Origin of the sequence: Sphingomonas abaci (genome assembly GCF_014199625.1) — a bacterium.
Classification (GTDB): Bacteria; Pseudomonadota; Alphaproteobacteria; order Sphingomonadales; family Sphingomonadaceae; genus Sphingomonas; species Sphingomonas abaci.
Map to the genome: position 1 here is coordinate 1 of NZ_JACHNY010000010.1, position 17,935 is coordinate 17,935.

General features: G+C 63.8%; 20 protein-coding genes. 6 read left to right on the forward strand and 14 right to left on the reverse strand.

What is annotated here, in order from left to right; genetic code table 11:
* Nucleotides 1–149: 149 nt before the first annotated feature.
* From virB11 to GGQ96_RS17560, 11 genes are all read right to left on the reverse strand, one after another.
* Nucleotides 150–1,160, reverse strand: a complete 1,011-nt coding sequence (virB11, locus tag GGQ96_RS17510; protein WP_184116729.1) for a P-type DNA transfer ATPase VirB11 — start codon at nucleotides 1,158–1,160, stop codon at nucleotides 150–152.
* Nucleotides 1,157–2,353: a type IV secretion system protein VirB10 gene (gene virB10, locus GGQ96_RS17515; RefSeq protein WP_343059107.1), complete on the reverse strand. Its 1,197-nt coding sequence runs from the start codon at nucleotides 2,351–2,353 to the stop codon at nucleotides 1,157–1,159. The genes virB11 and virB10 overlap by 4 nt, the downstream gene beginning before the upstream one ends.
* A 1-nt stretch (nucleotide 2,354) precedes the next feature.
* Nucleotides 2,355–3,194, reverse strand: coding sequence for a TrbG/VirB9 family P-type conjugative transfer protein (locus GGQ96_RS17520; RefSeq protein WP_041043275.1), 840 nt, complete (start codon nucleotides 3,192–3,194; stop codon nucleotides 2,355–2,357).
* Nucleotides 3,191–3,883, reverse strand: a complete 693-nt coding sequence (locus tag GGQ96_RS17525) for a VirB8 family type IV secretion system protein (protein ID WP_184116730.1) — start codon at nucleotides 3,881–3,883, stop codon at nucleotides 3,191–3,193. Before GGQ96_RS17525 ends, GGQ96_RS17520 begins: the two co-directional genes overlap by 4 nt.
* 389 nt (nucleotides 3,884–4,272) lie before the next feature.
* Nucleotides 4,273–5,277 (reverse strand): type IV secretion system protein, encoded by a 1,005-nt coding sequence (locus tag GGQ96_RS17530; protein ID WP_058733691.1) that lies wholly within the window; start codon nucleotides 5,275–5,277, stop codon nucleotides 4,273–4,275.
* Between the two features lie 355 nt (nucleotides 5,278–5,632).
* The gene (locus GGQ96_RS17535; RefSeq protein ID WP_184116731.1) at nucleotides 5,633–6,343 is read right to left on the reverse strand and encodes a type IV secretion system protein; all 711 of its coding nucleotides are present in this window, start codon (nucleotides 6,341–6,343) and stop codon (nucleotides 5,633–5,635) included.
* A 12-nt stretch (nucleotides 6,344–6,355) separates the two neighbouring features.
* Nucleotides 6,356–8,746, reverse strand: a complete 2,391-nt coding sequence (locus GGQ96_RS17540) for a VirB4 family type IV secretion/conjugal transfer ATPase (protein WP_184116732.1) — start codon at nucleotides 8,744–8,746, stop codon at nucleotides 6,356–6,358.
* Entirely contained in the window at nucleotides 8,739–9,083 is a 345-nt protein-coding gene (locus GGQ96_RS17545) for a VirB3 family type IV secretion system protein (RefSeq protein WP_239017055.1), read from the reverse strand. The genes GGQ96_RS17540 and GGQ96_RS17545 overlap by 8 nt, the downstream gene beginning before the upstream one ends.
* A gap of 64 nt (nucleotides 9,084–9,147) precedes the next feature.
* Nucleotides 9,148–9,513 carry a TrbC/VirB2 family protein gene (locus GGQ96_RS17550; protein WP_246360700.1) on the reverse strand — a complete coding sequence of 122 codons (366 nt, stop codon included), beginning with the start codon at nucleotides 9,511–9,513 and terminating at the stop codon, nucleotides 9,148–9,150.
* Nucleotides 9,510–10,196, reverse strand: coding sequence for a lytic transglycosylase domain-containing protein (locus GGQ96_RS17555; RefSeq protein ID WP_184116733.1), 687 nt, complete (start codon nucleotides 10,194–10,196; stop codon nucleotides 9,510–9,512). The genes GGQ96_RS17550 and GGQ96_RS17555 overlap by 4 nt, the downstream gene beginning before the upstream one ends.
* A gap of 500 nt (nucleotides 10,197–10,696) precedes the next feature.
* Nucleotides 10,697–10,984 carry a hypothetical protein gene (locus GGQ96_RS17560; protein ID WP_193751697.1) on the reverse strand — a complete coding sequence of 96 codons (288 nt, stop codon included), beginning with the start codon at nucleotides 10,982–10,984 and terminating at the stop codon, nucleotides 10,697–10,699.
* A 92-nt stretch (nucleotides 10,985–11,076) separates the two neighbouring features.
* Between GGQ96_RS17560 and GGQ96_RS17565 the strand changes: the two genes are divergently transcribed.
* The 5 genes from GGQ96_RS17565 (at nucleotide 11,077) to GGQ96_RS17585 (ending at nucleotide 14,882) form a co-directional block, all read left to right on the forward strand.
* Nucleotides 11,077–11,961 carry a DUF7146 domain-containing protein gene (locus GGQ96_RS17565; protein ID WP_246360701.1) on the forward strand — a complete coding sequence of 295 codons (885 nt, stop codon included), beginning with the start codon at nucleotides 11,077–11,079 and terminating at the stop codon, nucleotides 11,959–11,961.
* A complete protein-coding gene (locus tag GGQ96_RS17570; RefSeq protein ID WP_246360702.1) occupies nucleotides 11,958–12,557 on the forward strand; it encodes a thermonuclease family protein in 600 nt (199 codons plus the stop codon). Before GGQ96_RS17565 ends, GGQ96_RS17570 begins: the two co-directional genes overlap by 4 nt.
* Before the next feature lie 152 nt (nucleotides 12,558–12,709).
* On the forward strand, nucleotides 12,710–13,036 hold the full coding sequence (locus tag GGQ96_RS17575; RefSeq protein WP_058733686.1) for a hypothetical protein: 327 nt from the start codon (nucleotides 12,710–12,712) through the stop codon (nucleotides 13,034–13,036).
* A 67-nt stretch (nucleotides 13,037–13,103) separates the two neighbouring features.
* Nucleotides 13,104–13,823 (forward strand): hypothetical protein, encoded by a 720-nt coding sequence (locus GGQ96_RS17580; RefSeq protein WP_058733685.1) that lies wholly within the window; start codon nucleotides 13,104–13,106, stop codon nucleotides 13,821–13,823.
* Between the two features lie 45 nt (nucleotides 13,824–13,868).
* On the forward strand, nucleotides 13,869–14,882 hold the full coding sequence (locus GGQ96_RS17585) for a hypothetical protein (RefSeq protein ID WP_221240047.1): 1,014 nt from the start codon (nucleotides 13,869–13,871) through the stop codon (nucleotides 14,880–14,882).
* A gap of 209 nt (nucleotides 14,883–15,091) precedes the next feature.
* On the opposite strand, the gene GGQ96_RS17590 is transcribed toward GGQ96_RS17585, so the two are convergent.
* From GGQ96_RS17590 to GGQ96_RS21205, 3 genes are all read right to left on the reverse strand, one after another.
* Nucleotides 15,092–15,526, reverse strand: a complete 435-nt coding sequence (locus GGQ96_RS17590; RefSeq protein ID WP_343059109.1) for a type II toxin-antitoxin system PemK/MazF family toxin — start codon at nucleotides 15,524–15,526, stop codon at nucleotides 15,092–15,094.
* The gene (locus tag GGQ96_RS17595) at nucleotides 15,523–16,008 is read right to left on the reverse strand and encodes a helix-turn-helix domain-containing protein (protein WP_058733684.1); all 486 of its coding nucleotides are present in this window, start codon (nucleotides 16,006–16,008) and stop codon (nucleotides 15,523–15,525) included. Before GGQ96_RS17595 ends, GGQ96_RS17590 begins: the two co-directional genes overlap by 4 nt.
* Before the next feature lie 256 nt (nucleotides 16,009–16,264).
* Nucleotides 16,265–16,708, reverse strand: a complete 444-nt coding sequence (locus GGQ96_RS21205; RefSeq protein ID WP_221240048.1) for a hypothetical protein — start codon at nucleotides 16,706–16,708, stop codon at nucleotides 16,265–16,267.
* A 216-nt stretch (nucleotides 16,709–16,924) separates the two neighbouring features.
* On the opposite strand from GGQ96_RS21205, the gene GGQ96_RS17605 reads away from it, so the two are divergent.
* Nucleotides 16,925–17,839, forward strand: coding sequence for an ArdC family protein (locus tag GGQ96_RS17605; RefSeq protein ID WP_184116735.1), 915 nt, complete (start codon nucleotides 16,925–16,927; stop codon nucleotides 17,837–17,839).
* Nucleotides 17,840–17,935 lie beyond the last annotated feature (96 nt).

Below are 17,935 nucleotides of genomic sequence, written 5' to 3' on the forward strand. Positions count from 1 at the left end.
CACGAAACTTAATATACTTTGCGGCAACGCTCAGGCTTTTGTTGACCATTTGTTCCGACTGCCGCTGTCCATATGACAAACCTTGAGGTGCCCCCAGGAAGGCGACCACAATCCCGACCGGGATGCCGAGCGCGAGGATGGCGCCCTTTTTAGGCGGCATGGCGCCCTGCCGGATCATAGTAGATCTCGGTCATTCGGAATTTGCCGTCGATCTTCTTCATCTGAACCACGACGTCGACCAGAATTTTCAGCAGCGAGCGGATGTCCTCGCGCGCCAGGTCCGCGCCGCCCTCGCTCTCCTTTACCAGCAGCGTCAGTTGCTCGAACGCCAGCTCGGCCGAGTCCGCGTGAATTGTCGTGATCGAGCCGGGGTGGCCACTGTTGACGTTGCGCAGGTAGAAGAACGCAGTCCCGTCACGCAGCTCCTGGAGAAGGATGCGATCGGGCCGCATGCGCAGAGCGCTTTCCAGCAGCTCCTTGGCCGTCACCTTGGCCGTGCCGGTGCCGTCCTTGCTGTAGATCATATGGACGACATTCTTGTGGGGCACGACCAACTCGCGCGTGTCCTCGATCGTGAGTAGCCGCTCATTTTCTGGAATGAGCTTGATGAGGCCTTTGGAGAACGTCGTCTTGCCGGAGCCCGTCGCGCCGGAGATCAGAATGTTGAGCCGGTTCTGAACCGCGAGTTCGAAAAATTCCACATGCCGACCCGCATGGAGCAGGCCAAGCAATCGTTCCTCGACGGGGCTGACCCGCTTGGTGGCCACCTTCGTCTCCGCGAAAAGGCCGTTCGCCTCGAAGTCCGCCATCGTCATCGTCTTCGTGGACGGCTTGCGGACCGTGATCGACACGGTGCCGTCGGGCACGACGGGCGGAAGCACGAGCTGGACGCGCTCGCCGGTCGGAAAGATCGTCGAGCAGATCGGATTCTCGCGCGTCACGTCCTGAGAGGTGAACGCGGCTGCGGCCCTGGCCAGTTGGTTGAGGGCATCGAGCGTCAGATCGCCCTCATGCTCCCAGGTCCACCCTCCATGCCGCTCGACGCCGACGATCGCCGGTTCGTTGATGACGACTTCGGTTACACCATCGTCATCCAGATACTGGCGCAGCGGGCGAACAGCGTGATCGAGGATCGCCGTGTTGCGGAACGGCGCGTTCATTTGAGGCCGAGCCCATAGACCTGCGAGAAGTCGAAATCCTTGGCGACGGTTATCGCCATCTCGGTCCCTTGATTGACGCGCACGATCGGGCGAATTTGCTGCGTGTCGTTGAGGATTTGCGATGTCGTGTCGCCGGGAGTGCGGAACACCGTCGAGCCCTGCGGGCTGACGGCCTGGCCGGCGATTTGCCCGCCCGCATCAAGCACGCTGAACAGCATTGCGGCGCCGAACCGCTGCCAGAAGAACCGATCGATCTTCCCGGTGACGCCGGCACGACCAAGCGGGTCCGATGCCGGCGAGCCGATGTCGATCGCGACGCCGCGGGGCGTGACCGCCCGCGTCCACATCGCGAAGAGGCGATTTTGGCCGCGCTGCAACCCACCCTGGTACTCGCCGAAGACGCGCGTGCCTTTCTCGAGCAGCACGACGCGGCCGTTGTCCGAATAAACATCCCGAGGGATGATGCACGTCGTGTAGCCCGGCACGCTGCTATCCATCGCGGTCTGGAGCGTGCACGGGATGATGGCGCCCGCTGTGACGAGATAGTTGCGGTCGCCGATCATGCGCGCCGTGGCAGTCCCGATCGCCGAGGTCTGTTTGAGGTTGTCGAGACTGGTCCTGGACGGCGTATTTTCGCCATCACCTTGCGGGTTGCCGGCGCCGGCGACCTCTCCGAGCACGCGCCTGGCGGTCTCGTCGCCATTGTAGGCGATCAGCGTCGATCGCCGCGCATTGTCGCGCAGCTCCCGGGCTTCGTTGGCACGCCGCTCCGCTTCGCTAACGCCGCGGCTCTGCTGCTGCCCACCTGCCGATCCGTAAGGAGTGATCGGCTGACCGTCAGGGCCGATGGCCGGTACTTGCTCGCCGGTGAGCTGGACCGGGGCGTTCGGATCGCGGGGCGCGGCCGCGAGCGTCGGTGCGATGACGGAGTTCGGATCGTAGGGCGCCTCGGCAGCCGGGGGCGGGGCCTTCCTGGCTTCCAATGCCTTGTTGTCGCCACCAGACCCGGAAACGAGCGACAGTACGCCGAACACAACCGCGCCGGCCAGCGCCGCACCCACGACCATCTTCTTGTTGTCCCATTGGACAGCGTTCAGTGACGGAATGCGGTTCGGGCGATCGGCCGCAGGGGGAGCGCGATCAATCTCGTTCACGTCGGGCGTCGCGTCGACGTCGAATCGCTTATCGGACACGTCAGTTCTCCGTCGTGCGCTCGACCGCTTCCGACGCCGTGTCCGTCTTGGGATCGCGGCCGTAGAAGCTCGGGCTTTCGTTGTAGATGCACAGCACCACCTTGCCCCGGCGCAGACGCATTTCCTTGTAGACGCCATGGACGACGACGAACTCGTCGCGCACGTCGAACGAGGCTGTGGCCTCGCTACCGTCGGGGTTGACGGTGAAGATCGCAGGTATCTCGCGCTGGTTCGGGAAGCGCATCACGGTGAACTGCCCGTTGTCGCTGACTTCGGACGGTTGCAGCTCCGACGAGCCTTGGACCTTGTAGTTGAGATTCCGGGTGCCTTCGAGAACACCGATGTCCAGCGCGGCTTTGATCGCGCCGTTCTGCGCGGCGAGCGCTGCGGCGAGCTGCGCGCGCTGTTGCGCCAAGCGGGCCTGTGCCGCCTCATATTCCGGATAGCGGAGCCGGACCTTGAAGAAAGTGCCCCGAGAGCGAGCCGTCGCGACGGCCGACAGCTCGAAGGTGTAGTTGCGCTTGGTGCCTTGGAATTCCGTCACGACGATCAGGTTGGTGGCGCCAGCCCGCTCGCGCGGCTTCACGAACAGCGAGTTGTCAGCGGGGGCGACCTCCCAAGACACCGTGTCGCCCATCGCTACAAACTTGATGACCTCGCCGGGCGCGAACTCGATCTGCGTTGCAGTCCGGAACGCACTCCGGATCTGGATCACGTTCCCGTCGGTATAGTTGACCTCGCGGATACGCGCGTCGGGACCGTGCTGCGCGGGGGTCTGCGCCAGTGCCGGCGCTGCCGCCACGGTGCTGATCGCCGTGGCCAGAAGCAGGATCGTCCTCATCGCGTCGGAACCTCCACGTCGGCCCGGTATGTCTTCACCTGAAATCCGAGCGGATTGGCGTAGCGACCGGCTTCCGTTTCCGGCTTCGACAGCACATCGAAAGTGATGGTCGCGATAGCGGGCGTCTCGATCACCTGTTGATCGCGCTGGAGCCTCTTGATGAAGCGGACCTGTGCGACGTTGGGGGAGATGAACGCTACCGAGCGGATCGCTACGAAAACCGCGTCATTGGCGGTGAACTGGTTCTGCGGGGAGTCCGGATTGTCCTTCTTGTAGAAGGCTGTCCAACGGGTCTGTTCCTCGCGCGCCGAGAGCGAGAGCACCTTCCGGAAGAACTCTTCCCGTGCTTGCGGAATCCACCCTTCGCGAGCGCGCACATAGTCGGCGAGGAAATACTTACGGATTGCCTCGTCGTAGGTGATCGTCTTGTCGCCGTGCAGCTCCTGGGTGACTTCCGTTGCACCCGTCGATCGGTCGACGGTGACGACGTATGGAACGACCGTCTTGAGCGGCGAGAGGGCCAGCACCGCAGCCGCGCAGACCGCGGCAAACACGATCGCGACTATGGCGACGATCCAAGCGATCCGGCGTGAGCGGACTGCGGCCACGAACCGATCCCGATCCCAGCTTTCCGCTTCCGCAAAGTACGCCTTGAGATCCTCGTCTCTGTCCTTCACGCCGATTGCCATCTCAGCAGCTCGCATAAGAGGTTGAGAGCGCGGCAGTCGGGCCAGCGCCTGGAGTGAGCGCGCCGATCGCCGGCACCTTGCTCGACGTGTTCGCCCCATGCGGCCCCGGTGCGGCATCCTCGGGCGGAAATAGGTTCGTCGCCGGTGCCTGCGCTGGTTGGGGTGTGCCACGTGGCACACCCTCTCCTGGATGCGTCACAGCGGCCGTTGGGGCAGTCCGCGACGGTATCGATGGCAGAACTGTTCCGTAGAGGTTGGCGGGCCGCTTCTGGCGCCCACTGCAGCGGGGCAGCTTTTCATCCTTCGCCGCGACCGCCGGCACCGGGGGGGTGAGAGCCGCGAGAGCGAGAAAGGCCAGAGCCGAACTGAGCTTCATGCCGGGTCTCCGATCAGCTATTGTTGTAGAGAGAGCCGCCGCCCGCTCGCGCGCCACGGGAGGACCGGCCAAGCCTTGACGGCAAGCTGGCGATACTCCCCGGAGCAGAGGACAAAGCGCGACCCGCAGAGGGGACGATGTTGCCGGTGGAAGCGTTCGCGAATTGCGTCGCAAGCGATGCACCGCCGCCCCCAAGTCCAGCGGCAAGGCCGGGAATCTGGAGGAAGAAGAAGAACCCCAAGACGTAGAACGCGATGGCGCGGATCGCGATAACGGCGATGTTTGTGTCGCCAGCGAAGGCTTGGCTCATAAAGTCCTCACCCGTGTTTCGGATGAAGATCGTCAGCAATAGCGCGAACGCGACGAGCATAAGGTAGCTGATCGCGGATCCTAGCCAAGCAAAGAAGAAGGCGCGAGTGGAGTCGAATAGGAGCGCAGCCACGAAAATCGGTCCCACCGCTGCGAGCAAAGCCAGGGCGAAAAGCGCAAACGCGCAGATGGTAAAGCCGAGGGCGGCCGACAAAATGGCCATTACCATCAGGACCAGGCAGTAGATGCCCGTAAAGAATATCTCGACGATGTTATTGGGGAGACCGACGAGGTTCTTGCCGGCAGCGGCAGTTCTGGCATCCTGTATCTCAGTGATCTTCGCGACCGTGGTGGACGCGCCTTTCACAATCTGATCGAAGAAATCGCCGAGCCCGTTGACGTCCGACCCGCCTACGGCCTGCGCAACGTCTCGCGGCAGACCGCTCATCGCGAACAAAGCGGCGACCGTGCCGTAAAGCGTCGTAACCGCAAACACGAGGGCGGCCAGCTTCATTCCACGATAGACGAACTCCCGGAATGGATACTCAACAGCCCCTCGCAGGATCGCGAAGCCGAGTAGAATGATATAGATCGTCACGCCGATCCGGAGCGGCCCGGAAATCCAACTTATCACCCCAGCATAAACCGCGATAATCGCAGCCAGAGCGTCATTCAGGTAGGTAAACATCGACTGAAAGAGATTGCCCATTCTACCTACCCTTCAATCCAACTCAGCCAAGAGTCGTAAAGCTAAATGCCCATGCCACTCTTGAACTCGTCTCGATCCTTCTTCGATTGGATGAGTTGATTAGCTGTATCCACGTTGTTGCAGTTATTCACGACAACTGAGGGCCAGCTCGCTGGAGGGCGTTGTGACGCTTTCCACTTCTCGCAAACCCCACCCATCTCCACACGCTCTTGTTCGTGCTGCGTGTAAAAGGCGGCATCACGAAGCGGCATGTCAGACCGAAGATCATCCCCGGTTTGCTGCCGCTCTGATGGTGAGCAGGAAGGGAGCGCAACGATCGCCAAGCTGACAGTCGCGGCTCGCAAGGTGCGCAGCATTAATCGATCCCCATTCCGGCTTTGAAGCTGGCGCGATCCGACTGCTGCATGGCGACGTATCGCTGATAATCAGCTTCGGCCTTTGCACGGCGCTGAAGCTCGATCGCCTGAAGCGCCATCTGATCGTTCATCATCTGCGCCTGTTCGAGCTGGAGCCGCGCCGACATGTCGGCACGTTCCGCGGCCGAGGTTGAGGCATTTAGCCGGCTCCTCAGCGCTTCCAGGCCCTGGCGCCGGATCGTCACTGCATCGCCGACGTTGCCGGCCAGGCCCGTCGTCACGGCCGCTTGGCGCGAGCCTTGCTCATACGCGGCACGCTGATCGGCCGTCATAGTTTGCGAGCCGCGCCCGATGAGATCCTGATAGACGTCGTTCGCCTTCCCCCGCAGACCACCGACGACGTTGAGATCGCCGGTGGTGTAGCCGTCGAGCGAGCTGGACGACACGTTGCTGGTGCGCAGCACGTCGTTCTTGAGCTGCTGGGCGACGTTGCCGATGTCCGTCATCTTGTTGAGGTCTTGGTAGAGCTTCTGCGCCTCACGGATTTGATCGGCGCCCTGCTGGATGACCTGAACGCCCTGCTTCACCTGCTCGATCTGCTGGAGGATCGAGCCGACGTCGTGGACCGGGATGCCCTGCGCGTGCGCCGAGCCGGCCAGCGTGAGCGCTGATCCTGACAGCGCGAGTGCGATTGCCTTAAGTCTACGCATGTCCCTTCTCCTTCAGCTTGGACGGCGACGTTGGTGGAAGACGGGAAGCCAGTTGGCGGGATCGGGGCCGAACTCGGCCGCGGCCTGGACCGCGATCGGCGTCGTCTCGGCACGGCCTGACAGCACGGCCAGCTCGTCGTCGAGGCCGGTCAGATCCAGCTCGACCACCACGCTGTCATGGCCCTGCTTCACGAGGAACTTGCGCGATTCCGGCGACAGTTCCTCGCGGATGAGCTGGTATTCCGCGTCGGTGAGGGAAAAGCCCTCGACATAGTCGCGGCGCGCTCCCTTGGGGTTGGGAAGCATCACTTGCGTAGCGACCTGTTCGAGGATCGAGTGCGCGATGTCGCTCTTGAGCGCGTCCGCCGGCGACTGCGTGGCGAACACCATCATCGCGTTGCGCTTCCGGTACGTCTTCAGGCCGTCCTGTGCGAAGCTCCGGAACGCATCGTCGCCAAGCGCCTTCCAGAACTCGTCGACGGCGATGATCGTGCGCTCGCCGGTCAACAGCTTGTCGACCCGGTGGAATAGGTAGAGCATCAGCGGCGTGCGGATGTCGGCGTTGTCGAGGAAGTCCGTCATGTCGAACCCGATGAACCGGGCATCGAGCGTCATCTCGTCGATTGCGTTGTCGAACACCCACCCCATCGATCCGCGCGAGGTCCATTTCTCGAGGCGGGCGCCGATGCCGCCTGCGTCGGACATGCCGAGCATCGTGCGCAGCGCGTCCAGCGAGCGATTCTCGCGCGGGAGCCGCATCACCGCGGCGATCCCTTCATCGATCAGACGCTCTTCCTGGACCGTGATCGGGCGGCTTTCCGCGCGGACGAGCTGACGCACCCACAGCGACAGCCAGGCCCGATCTTCCGGCTTGTTCTCCAGCGCCTTCAAGGGCGCGAAGCCGGTCGGCTTGCCGTTCTCGAGCGTCAGATACGTGCCGCCCGAGGCCAGCACGAAGATCTGCGCGCCCCGATCCTTATCGATGAAAATCTGGCGAGCGCCCGTCTTCTCGGCCTGCGCCATGAGGAAGTTGACGATCACCGTCTTACCGCCCCCGGTGGGGCCAACGATCAGCGTGTGGCCGATGTCGCGCTTGTGGAAGCTGAAGAAGTAAGGGCTTCGCGCGCTGGTCTTCATCAGCGCGACGGCGTCACCCCAATGGTTTCCAGTCGCGAGGCCGGCGGGATAGGTGTGGAAGGGCGAGAACGCCGCGAAGTTGAGCGACGTGATCGGCGCCGGCCTCGCGCGCCACGCGAAATTGCCGACGAGCTGGCTCCAATAGGCAGCCTCCAGCGCCGCCCCCTCGCGGGCCGCGACCATGCCGGTATCGGCAAGCGCCGCGCGCGCGATCGACATGTTGTCGCGCAGCCCCTTGAGGCTGTCCGAATAGACCGCGAGCGTGAAGTGATGATCGCCCAGGACGAAGCGGTTGGACATGAGGTCGTCCGCCGCGTCGACGAGATCGAGCATCTGGCTGACGGCTCGATCGCCGGCGTTCTCCATCTGCTTCTGCCGCAGCCGGAACCGCTCCGACGCCGCAGCACGGCCCAGGAAGGTGAAGGATTGTGTCAGCACGAACGCGAAATCGACGGCCAGCAGCGACTGGAACTGCGTTGGCGTCGTGGTCGCCGGATATTCTCGGATGCCGAAAATGCCGCCGAAGGCGCTGCGATCGGCGTCGCGGACCTCCACCGTCTCGCCACCGAAGACGACGCGCTGGCGATAGAGAGCGCTGCCGAGGTGCCCCCGGATGATCGGGACACGGCGATGCCGGCCCGTCATCACCATTTCCGCGACTTCCATCGTCTCGGAAAATTTGAGGCCGTTGTGCCCGTAGATCGACAGCCTGCGCGGCGAGCAGCGGTCCATCAGCTTCTCGAAATCGCGCACCTTGTCCTCTAGCGCCTCCAGCAGATCGGTGTCGACCGCATCAGCCTCCGCTTCCGCGCGCGCCTTGTTCCTGAAGAGCTGGACGAGCTTGTCGGCGCCATGGACCGAGGGGCGCAGCACCAGCGTCACGAAGAAGCGGTTGATGAACAACCGCTCCCTGTTCATCCGCGCGAAGTAGGCGGCATCGAGATCCCGCGCGAACCGGGACCGGAAGTTGCCACCGGGATATTGCTCGACCCGCGCGCGGACAAGGTGCGTCCAGATCGACAGGCGATCGTCGTGCAGGTTGCGCAGCATCCCGTTGAGCTTGGCGTGCCAGTCGTTCAGATCGCGCACGTCGGCTGTCTCGAACGCCCGCCCCTGCAGCTCGAACGTCAGCATGATCGCGCCGGAATCGAGCATCACGACTTCGTCGGTGACGTGCCGCGCATAGGGCAGGAACTTGGTCGGCATCACTTCCTTGAGCGCGACCTTCATCGGCACCTGTTCGGAGAGGCGACTGGCCCTAGCCATTGCGGCCAAACCCCTTCCGCTTGATGCCTTTCAGGGGGAGCGGCGTGTAGCTCGACCCGCCCCAGAAGACGCGGTTGCGGTTGGCCGCCTTGGTGCGACCCCACAGGAAGATCAGTCGGAACGCGTTGACGTCGTGGCGCACCACCAGGCGCGAAATGCCGAACATCACCGCGGCGACGACCAAGCCGTAGATGGGGTTCGTCGTGCCGATCAGGGTAATCACCGAGGCGAGCAGGATCACCACGGCCGCCTCGATCGGGATGCCCGCGAACAGCGCGGGCCGCGTCACCGCCAGGAACAGCGTGTTGCGCGCCATCACTTCCCGTTCTTCATCCACGCTAGGCCCTTTCACGGAACACAGGCGGAAGCGGGGCGCGCGGCGCGCCCCGCTTCCAAGAGCATCAGCCTTGGAGCTGGTCGACGATCCAAGGCGCCGAGAAGATGATCGCGATGCCTATGATGACGGTGACGAGCGCCCCGGTGTTGACCCGCCCGGTCAGCCACCCGAACCCCGCCGCGATCAGCGCGAGGATCGCGACGATGCGCAGCAGCCCATTGCTCAGCAGGCCGAGAACGGCGTTGCCGAAGCTCTCCAGATTGGTCTGCGCGAACGCCGGCTCGGCCGAGAGCAGCGACGTCAGCGCTACCACGCCGAACATCGACAACACCCGCGAGACCTTGCGCTGGCGTGGGGTCATCGCGTCGACGCGCGCGGTGACGCGGGTTCGGAGGGCAAGCGCCGGCCCACCGAAAGATGCGAGATTCATCGGTTTTCTCCTTCTCCGGCGAGCCGCGCTCGCTCATATTCCGCCCTCGCAAACACGTCCCAGGATGGCGGCGGTGGGGGAGGCGCAGCCTTGGGCTGCCCCCCTTGGGACGTGTTTTCCTCGACGAGCGCGGCGAGCTGCGCAGTCGCGCCCGACCCTTCGCCGGTGTTTGTCGCGTCGGTGAACGCGCTCACGCGAACCGCGACGGGCCGGATGCCGTCGGAAACGCCGGCATTGCCGACCACCTTCCCGACATAGCCGTTGGAGAAGCCACGCGACTGCGACCCGGTGTTATACATGGATAGGGCGATGCGAAGCGCGCGCTGCGGGTGCAGCCCCGCGCGCACGCTATGGTAGTTGCCGGACAGCACCGCGCCTGCCGCGGCGATGTTGGTGCAGGGATCGAACACGTTGTCCCAGGTCAGGCCGAGAGCCTTCATGTTCCGGGAGTTGATCTGCCCGAGACCGAGATCGACCGAATAGCCCTTGCTGACATAGGAGCGGGCGATTGCGATTGCCTGTGCCACGTTCGTCGCGGGTCCGACCTTGCGGCCGAGCCCGTTAACGTTGATCGCCAGCTCGAACCCCTGGCTTTCCGTTTGCACGATCGCCGCGATCGTCTCCGGGGCGACACCTGGCGCACACTGCGCTGCCAACCCTAGGACGATTGCGGACGGGAGCATCGTTACCGCTCCGGTGTTCCGAAGCCCGGTATCGGCCCCGCCTGCGCTGTCGCCTCCGCTTGGGCGACCTGTGCGCTACTCGGCACTGTGTATCGGGTGCGGGAGCCGTCCTGCATCGTCATCACGACGTATCCGGGCCGTCCGTTTCGCGGCTTGGTATAGTCCGCCTTGCGAACCCCGCCGGCGCTGCACGTTGGGAAGCCTCCGCCCAGGCCGAGATGGGTGATGAGCTTGCGGATCGGGGGCACGCATTCCTGGAATTGCATCCAACCACCGGGGTTGCTGGCGCATAGCAAGACTTCGCAGGCCCAGGTGGAATCGGCTGCACGAGCGGGAACCGCCGCCATCGAGGCAGTCAGGAGGCCAGCAACTGGCGCGTACGAAAACAAGCGATTTGCCATGTTTTCACTCCTAGAGTGAAGGCAAGCTAAATCGCTCGGGCATGGTTGCCTAGCCCGAAAATGACAATTGGTTCATTCTGGGGGCAACATTCTATCGCATTAAAAGGTCGCTTGGTCCTTCAAGCCGGGCCACGGATGGACATGGATTACGTCCTCATACCCGTAACCGAGGACGACATGGCGGATGGCCGAGGCCGCCTTTTTATACAGGCGAATCCGCTTCTTATCGTAGAGACCCACGTGGAAGAGCGCTGTGCCGCGCCAGCTCACCCGGACGTTGATGTGCCACCTGCCGCAGTCGCGCTGACATACATGGACGTCGGTAATCGTGCCGCCAGGTGGCCGCAGCGTCGTCAGTTCGCGCTCGAGCAGTAAATCCAACTCCACCCTATTCCCCCGTAGTGATTCATGCGGTTTTCGCTGGTGCTTTGTGGCTTCCCCCGATAGCCTGTATGCGTCCTGCACCGGGGGTGTCTTAGATGGCCCAACGTCAGACCGCTACGATCGAGGAACAGGCCGACCGCATCGTCCGCCAGCTTGGGGGCAAATGGCATGGCGCGTCGGCCATGTGCCGATGTCCTGCCCACGCCGACGGCAGAGCCAGCCTGTCGATCCGCGTCGGCGAACGCGCCGTGCTGTTTCACTGCTTCGCCGGCTGTACGACCGACGCGATCATGGCGGCGCTGCGCTCGGGCAAGATCCTAGCTTCCCCTGACCACGATCCTGGCCAGCGCCAGCAGAGCAAGGCCGACCTTAACAAGCTGGCACTGGCGGTGTGGCGTCACGCCGAGCCCTTCGCCGGCACGCTGGCGGACCGCTACCTGCGCGAGGGACGCTCGATCGTTCCCGACAGAATCAACGCCCGCTTCGATCCCCGTTGCCAGTGCGGCGCCGGTGCCGCCAAGGCGTTCGCGCCGGCGCTGATCGTCCCGATCGAGGAGGACGTCGGCGTCGTCGCGATACACCGGACCTTCCTGACGCCGGACGGCCGCTGGAAGGCCCACATGGACGAGCCCAAGCGGATGCTCGGCAATCCGGGCGTCGGTGCGGTCCGCTGGGGCGGCATCCCGCTCGACGGCATCCTGCGCCTCGCCGAAGGCGTCGAGGACGCGGCCAGCGTGATGAACCTGCTCGGCGCCGGCCATTCCGTGTGGCCCGTGTTGGGGATCGAGCGGTATCAGGCCATCGCTATCCCCGAGAGCATCCATACCGTCATCATCTACAGCCAACATGGCGCCGAGGCGGCACGCGCGATCGAGCGCGCTCGCCCGCACCTGGCGGCAAACGGTCGCCAGCTAATCGTGAAGCTGCCGCCCCATGCCGGCGACTGGAATGACCTTCTGCGCGAGATCCGCTCGCTATGAAGCTGTTTCCCGGAGCGACGCGCTTCCAACGATGGACGATGGGCGCGACGTTCCTGATCGTGGCGAGCTATGCCATCTCGCAGAACCGGCAGTCCCTCCTGGAAGTGTCTAAAACCCGGCTGTCATCGCAAAGCCCGAGGATCATCGACGGCGATACGATCGACTTCCCCAATGGACGGGTGCGTGTCGTCGGGATCGATGCGCCTGATGACGATCTGCCTGGGCTCAAGGCATTGTCGAGCGATGCTTTGCGGCGGTTGTCGGCACGTGATGGCGGAATGGACTGCTCGGTATCGATGTTCGACTATGCGCTTCGGCATGAGAGCCAGTGTCGCACCGCCCCCAAGAGCTACGGCCGGTTGAACCTGGCATGCCGCTTTCCCGCGAACAGGGCGAGCGTCGGGGCAACAATGGTCGCCCAGGGCTATGCGGTGGATTACCGCGTGTTCTCGGGAGGGGCCTATGTCGACTTGATGCGGAAGGCAGCAGCACAGCGGGCGGGGCTATGGGGCGTGGACTACGAGGGTATGCGGCAGCTCGCGATCCGCAGGGCGCAGGTGCCGCAAGGATGCGCGGTCGAGACAATCAAGAAGTAGCAGGGCCTTGCCTCCCGCACTCTTCTCCGCGGCGCCGAAGCGCCGCTTCGCGACACCCCGCTCGCCCGCCGCGGCCCATCCGAGTGACGATCAACTAGGCTGCACCGCACCGCCCTTAGCGGTCGGCGGAGTTGTTCGCGTGCGGACAGCCGATGCTTGAGCGCGGCTCTCCGCGCGCGGTAGTCATCGGCCGATGGGGCGCGGCGTTCTCGCTCGTGATCGCGGCCGTGCTGGCCGGCGGCCTCATCCGCGTGTATCCGTACCTGCTCCCGAACAGGCTGCCTGGCCTCATTCTCTACGAGCTAGGGCCGTCGCTAATGCTGGCCGTGGCGATCGGCGCCGCCCTCATCATCACCCGCGACAGCAGCGCCCTTGGAGCCCGCGCGCGCCTGGCCCTGTTCTCCCTGGCTGCGCTCGCGACGGGCGCTATCGTGCTCGCCGTGGAGTTCAACGACGCGCTGCGGGGGCAATGGATGTGAAGGCGCTGGCCCAGCGCATGTTCATGCCGAGCCGGATCGGCTCTCCCTCACATGAGGAACAACGCTCATGCAGTTCGATGATGCCACCATTCACAACCTCGCAGCCGAGATGTTCTGGCGAATGGCAGACGAGTGCGGCGTAGGCGAGGTCAACGAGCGGGTGCTGGCGACCGAAGGGCGGTGCCTCCTTGAGCATCGTTTCGATAACGATCTGTGGCGTGAGTACCCGCTTTTCTCGCTGCCTGACGACGAGGTCACGCGCGTCCTGAAAGCAGTGGCGTTCGAGGCTCTCGATTTTACGCGCAACCAGCAAAATATGATCGGGCAAGTCTATCTTGAGGACCGGGAGGGTGGCCGCTCCCCAAGCGCAGCGCAGCTCGATACGCAGCCGCTTGCCAAGGCGCCGACCTTCAGCAGCAACCGCGCGATCGAGCGGATCGGTCGTCTCTGCCTCCGCCACCCGCTACCTGCCGTGGTTTTCGCCGACTCCGTCCCAACAGCAGCCGTGATCCAGGTCGATGACACAGCAACCGCATTGGGCTTTGATCTTCCAATGTTCCTCAACGTGGCCGGTCGTCAGCAGTTTGGTGACGATACCGTGATCCTCACCGGCTACTTCTTCATCCCCGTACCTGACGTGACGACAGGAGACCTTTGGAACCACGTCATCCAAAACTCGCATCGCAACGTACAAGGGAATACCCTTCAAACCTCGGACGGCGAGTGGGTGATCCGATACGAGTGGCCAGCTCCAAAGAGCGCATTTTCCTGGTTTCGCCGCTCCTAGAGCGGCCAGGACCCGTTGGGTGTGCCACGTGGCACACGTGAGGGCGTGCATGATCCGATCGCGCTGAGCTATGACCGCAGGATGACGTGGAAACCCCGAAACCTGCGTGAATTAGGCCGAATGATCGTCGGCGATGCCGAGCATTTCCACTACCGTTCGAGCAAATACATCACGGAGTTTTTCGAGGATTGCGACCTGGAGTTCGTCCATCAGGGCGAGACCCGACCCGTTTGGGCGGCAGAGCGGATCGAAGAAGTGCTCGCGATGCCGAAAGCCTCAGCCACGACGATGCCCGACGCATTCGTGCTGATCATCCGCCGGCTGCTCGACAGGGGCGAGGTCGTCAACGACGATGCTGAGCGCAGCTTGGCGCTCGCCGCGCTGAACATCACGCTCGCGCGCGAGGGTTGGGAAGCTTTCTACGACGATCACGGCATCGCCCAGATCAAGCACATCGCGACCAATACCGTTGCGCAGATGGCGAACCCGCACCGGCCTTTCACGCCGTCAGAGCTGGAGCGGCGCGACCAGCTCCTCGCCTTTCTGGGCCGCTGTTCGGAAGACGAGCTGATCGATGAGGTGTTGCTTCCCCTATTCCGCCAGTTTGGCTTTCACCGGATCACTGCAGCCGGACACAAGGACAAGGCGCTGGAATACGGCAAAGACGTCTGGATGAAATACACCCTGCCGACCCTGCACGTCCTCTACTTCGGCATCCAGGCCAAGAAGGGGAAGCTGGACGCCGCGGGTGTCAGCACCAGCAACGTCGCCGAGATCCACAACCAGGTGTCGATGATGCTCGGCCACGAGATTTTTGACCCCGAGCTGAGCCGCCGCGTTCTGGTGGATCACGCCTTCATCGTTGCCGGAGGCGAGATCACGAAGCAGGCCCGCAACTGGATCGGCAACAAGCTCGACGCCAGTAAGCGGTCCCAGGTCATGTTCATGGACCGGGATGACATCCTCAACCTGTTCGTCGTTAACAATCTCCCGCTTCCCAAAGGCGCCCTCCCCGCCCCGCAACCCACGTGGGACACGGACGATGATGTGCCGTTCTAGGCATCGCTATTGGAGCTTCGGAAGGGTGCGCTACGTAGCACAGCTATACCCGCGACAGATAAACCAAGGGCCGCCCTTTTGGGGCGGCCCTGGCCGTTTAGTTCCCTCTCGGGAAACGGACACTCCCACAGGGGGAGGCCGCGAGTGCTCCCCATGTAGAAACCGATCAGTTAGGATTCAACTAAAATCTGACAGGGGCCGGGCGGCCCTTAAGCCGCGGGGGGCGGAGCCTCTCCCTGCGTTACCGGTGCCGAGGGCACCGGTAGCCATTTCAGCACCAGGCGCAGCATGTCATCGAACTCGGGCACGGGCATCCGCGCGATGCCGCCCTTGTCCGGGAGGAGCCGGCTAACCGCAACCGTCGTGATCTTGTCGCAGATCGCGAACGCTGCCCGACCGTCGATCGTTGTCTGCAACGGGAAAGCCCACTTGTTGCCCGGCTGCGCCTGCGTCGAGCAGGGGACGACCGTGACGGCGCCGTGCAGCGTGTTCTTGAACGAAACGATCACCACAGGCCGCCGCTTCCAGAACTCCGGAAGCTGCGCATCCTGCGGGAAGTCGCACCAATAGAGCTGCCGGATGCTCGGCGCCGACGTCACCCGCGGGGGCACATAGGGCGGCGGCTGCTGGACATGCGCGTTCACGCGCCATCATCCTTGACGAGGCGCAGCTTGGGAGCCCCTTTTCGGTTCTGACGGATCTTCTTGATCTCGGACTTCTCCTTGATCTCCGCGAGCTTCTCATCCGCAAAGGGTTTGGCCGCCTCGATCAGTCCGTCGAGATGGTAAATGTTCGTCCGGCTTCCCTGGTCGGTCCGGCGTTCTTCGCGCCGGATGTATCCGGCAGCCTCGAGACTGGCGATGTGCTTCTGGATCGTGCGCGGGTGGACGTTCATGGCTTGCGCCATGGTGCTTTTGGACGGGTAAGGTTTCCCTTCCGCCGTCCACCATTTGCTCGCCAGATACAGCACGATGTTGAGATCGAGCGGTTCGAGGCCAAGCTGACGCTGGTTCTCGATGATGACGCTCGGCAGCGCCGTCCAACCCGCATCCATCAGCGGCTTGGTCCACTTCTTCTCGTTCGTTCGCAGATCGGAGCTGCTGTCAGTTTGCTTCTTGGCCGCCATGGGGCTATTCCTTTCTCCCGGCGGATATGCCCCTCGCGCGTAGGGGGTTCAAGTTTGAGGGGTAGCCCCCAGCGCCGCCCCCGTAAGGCGCCAAGGGCGCCCGGGGGGGCGCCTCTCAGGGCTCCGGCCGGGAGCCGCAGCGGCCCTGCAAAGTATAGCCAGTGCCCATGTAGACGTCACTCAGGGCATACTCATGGCGTATCAACCGAGTAACCGCAGGGGGGAGCCGTAACGACCTCCCCCTCTGCCGTGAATTTCACGCGAAGGCTTCGTCGGCGAGGTTGCCGTCCCGACTCTCCACGATCAGTGCCACCGTGTCTTCCCGGTCCCTCGGGTTGAACACACGGCCGACTACCGTCCAGATCGACCGATCTTGCGGATCGTTCCGATCCTGACCCACGATCACGCCGGGATCGAGGATCGTGTCGCCGATCGCGGGCACCTGGCCGGCAAACTGCTCCACCCCATACTCGACGCCCCCGTCAAAGACCTTGCCGGTTGGGTCGCGGTGCAGGATCCGAATGCTGGTCACGCGCTGTCGCTCCGCCACGGCGTTGTGCCGATCATCCATCAACAGATCGCGCAAAGCACGCCCGCTGCCAAGACTATGCCATGCGGCAAAGGACGAGCCGTTGGCCCGGCACAGGCTCGCCGGCGCCGCAGCCCTCCCCCGGAGGCCCGCCGGCGCGGGGAACACCAAGGGCGGCTGCCCTTTCGTTCCCGAACGACAATCAGGCCCCCCGTGTAATCCGCCAAGCGCGGCACCCGACGCCCTCTGGGCGTCGGCCACGCTAGGGCGGCCCGCCCGCGCCAGGGACCAGATTCTCGCCCTCCCTCCCCATCCCGTTCCTCGCCGGAAAGGCAGAGCCGGTTGCTGTTGCGACCGGCTTTCAGCCTCGAAGGAAAGGAAGAGACCATGGCACGGATCACCGACAACCGGGCTGACATCTACCAAGAGATCACCGACCAGATGATCGCCATGATCGAGGCGGGCACCCGGCCTTGGTCGAAATCGTGGAACGGCAGCACCGCCCCCAACATCCCGCTGCGCTCGACCGGCGTTCCCTATCGCGGCATCAACGTCCTGACCCTTTGGGTAGCGGCCATGACAAAGGGCTATGCCTCGCCGCATTGGCTGACCTTCAAGCAGGCGCTCGCGCTCGGCGGGTGCGTCCGCAAGGGCGAGAAGGGCTCAACCGTCGTTTATGCCAACACGATCGAGGTGGACGCCGACAGGAGCGGAGAAGCCAGCGACGATGGCAAGCGCCAGGTAGCATTCCTCAAGCGCTACACCGTCTTCAATGCCGAGCAGATCGACGGCATCGAGGCGAAGTATCCGGCTCCCGCGCCGATCCTCACCGCGACCAATCCCCACGAACGCGACGCGGAGCTGGACACCCTCTTTGCCCGCGTTCCCGTCGCCGTCCGGCACCACGGATCGCAGCCCTACTATCAGCCGAGCGGCGATCACGTCGTCATGCCTGAGTTCGCCGACTTCCACACCGGGGACGACTATTATTCGACGCTTGCCCATGAGCTTTGCCACGCAACCGGCCACGTGGACCGGCTCGCCCGCCCCACCCTCCTTTCCACGAAGCGGGAGGATTACGCCCGCGAGGAACTGGTGGCCGAGCTGGGTGCGGCATTCGTCAGCGGCGCGATCGGCATCAAGCTCCACGACCGGGAAGATCACGCGGCCTATCTGGCGAGTTGGCTGCAGGCGCTCCGCAACGACAAAAGGTGCATCTTCACCGCCGCGACCCAAGCGCAGGCGGCCGCGGACTGGCTGCTTAGCCGGATGAGCAACGCGGAGATGTCGGTCGCGGCGTGATGGATACGCGGCCCCGATCTCTCGTGAAACGGGCCGCGTTCCTGTTCTCCCGGACCGTCCCGGGCGTGCGCGAAATCGACACTTGTAAATCAACCA

What these genes read in the sequence shown, in the direction of transcription:
- GGQ96_RS17535 (WP_184116731.1), bottom strand. Translation starts at nt 6,343, where the DNA reads ATGCGTAGACTTAAGGCAATCGCACTCGCGCTGTCAGGATCAGCGCTC.
- GGQ96_RS17570 (WP_246360702.1), top strand. Translation starts at nt 11,958, where the DNA reads ATGAAGCTGTTTCCCGGAGCGACGCGCTTCCAACGATGGACGATGGGC.
- GGQ96_RS17550 (WP_246360700.1), bottom strand. Translation starts at nt 9,513, where the DNA reads ATGAATCTCGCATCTTTCGGTGGGCCGGCGCTTGCCCTCCGAACCCGC.
- GGQ96_RS17580 (WP_058733685.1), top strand. Translation starts at nt 13,104, where the DNA reads ATGCAGTTCGATGATGCCACCATTCACAACCTCGCAGCCGAGATGTTC.
- GGQ96_RS17555 (WP_184116733.1), bottom strand. Translation starts at nt 10,196, where the DNA reads ATGCTCCCGTCCGCAATCGTCCTAGGGTTGGCAGCGCAGTGTGCGCCA.
- GGQ96_RS17565 (WP_246360701.1), top strand. Translation starts at nt 11,077, where the DNA reads ATGGCCCAACGTCAGACCGCTACGATCGAGGAACAGGCCGACCGCATC.
- GGQ96_RS17595 (WP_058733684.1), bottom strand. Translation starts at nt 16,008, where the DNA reads ATGGCGGCCAAGAAGCAAACTGACAGCAGCTCCGATCTGCGAACGAAC.
- GGQ96_RS17575 (WP_058733686.1), top strand. Translation starts at nt 12,710, where the DNA reads ATGCTTGAGCGCGGCTCTCCGCGCGCGGTAGTCATCGGCCGATGGGGC.
- GGQ96_RS17520 (WP_041043275.1), bottom strand. Translation starts at nt 3,194, where the DNA reads ATGAGGACGATCCTGCTTCTGGCCACGGCGATCAGCACCGTGGCGGCA.
- GGQ96_RS17525 (WP_184116730.1), bottom strand. Translation starts at nt 3,883, where the DNA reads ATGGCAATCGGCGTGAAGGACAGAGACGAGGATCTCAAGGCGTACTTT.
- GGQ96_RS17605 (WP_184116735.1), top strand. Translation starts at nt 16,925, where the DNA reads ATGGCACGGATCACCGACAACCGGGCTGACATCTACCAAGAGATCACC.
- GGQ96_RS17530 (WP_058733691.1), bottom strand. Translation starts at nt 5,277, where the DNA reads ATGGGCAATCTCTTTCAGTCGATGTTTACCTACCTGAATGACGCTCTG.
- GGQ96_RS17540 (WP_184116732.1), bottom strand. Translation starts at nt 8,746, where the DNA reads ATGGCTAGGGCCAGTCGCCTCTCCGAACAGGTGCCGATGAAGGTCGCG.
- virB11 (WP_184116729.1), bottom strand. Translation starts at nt 1,160, where the DNA reads ATGAACGCGCCGTTCCGCAACACGGCGATCCTCGATCACGCTGTTCGC.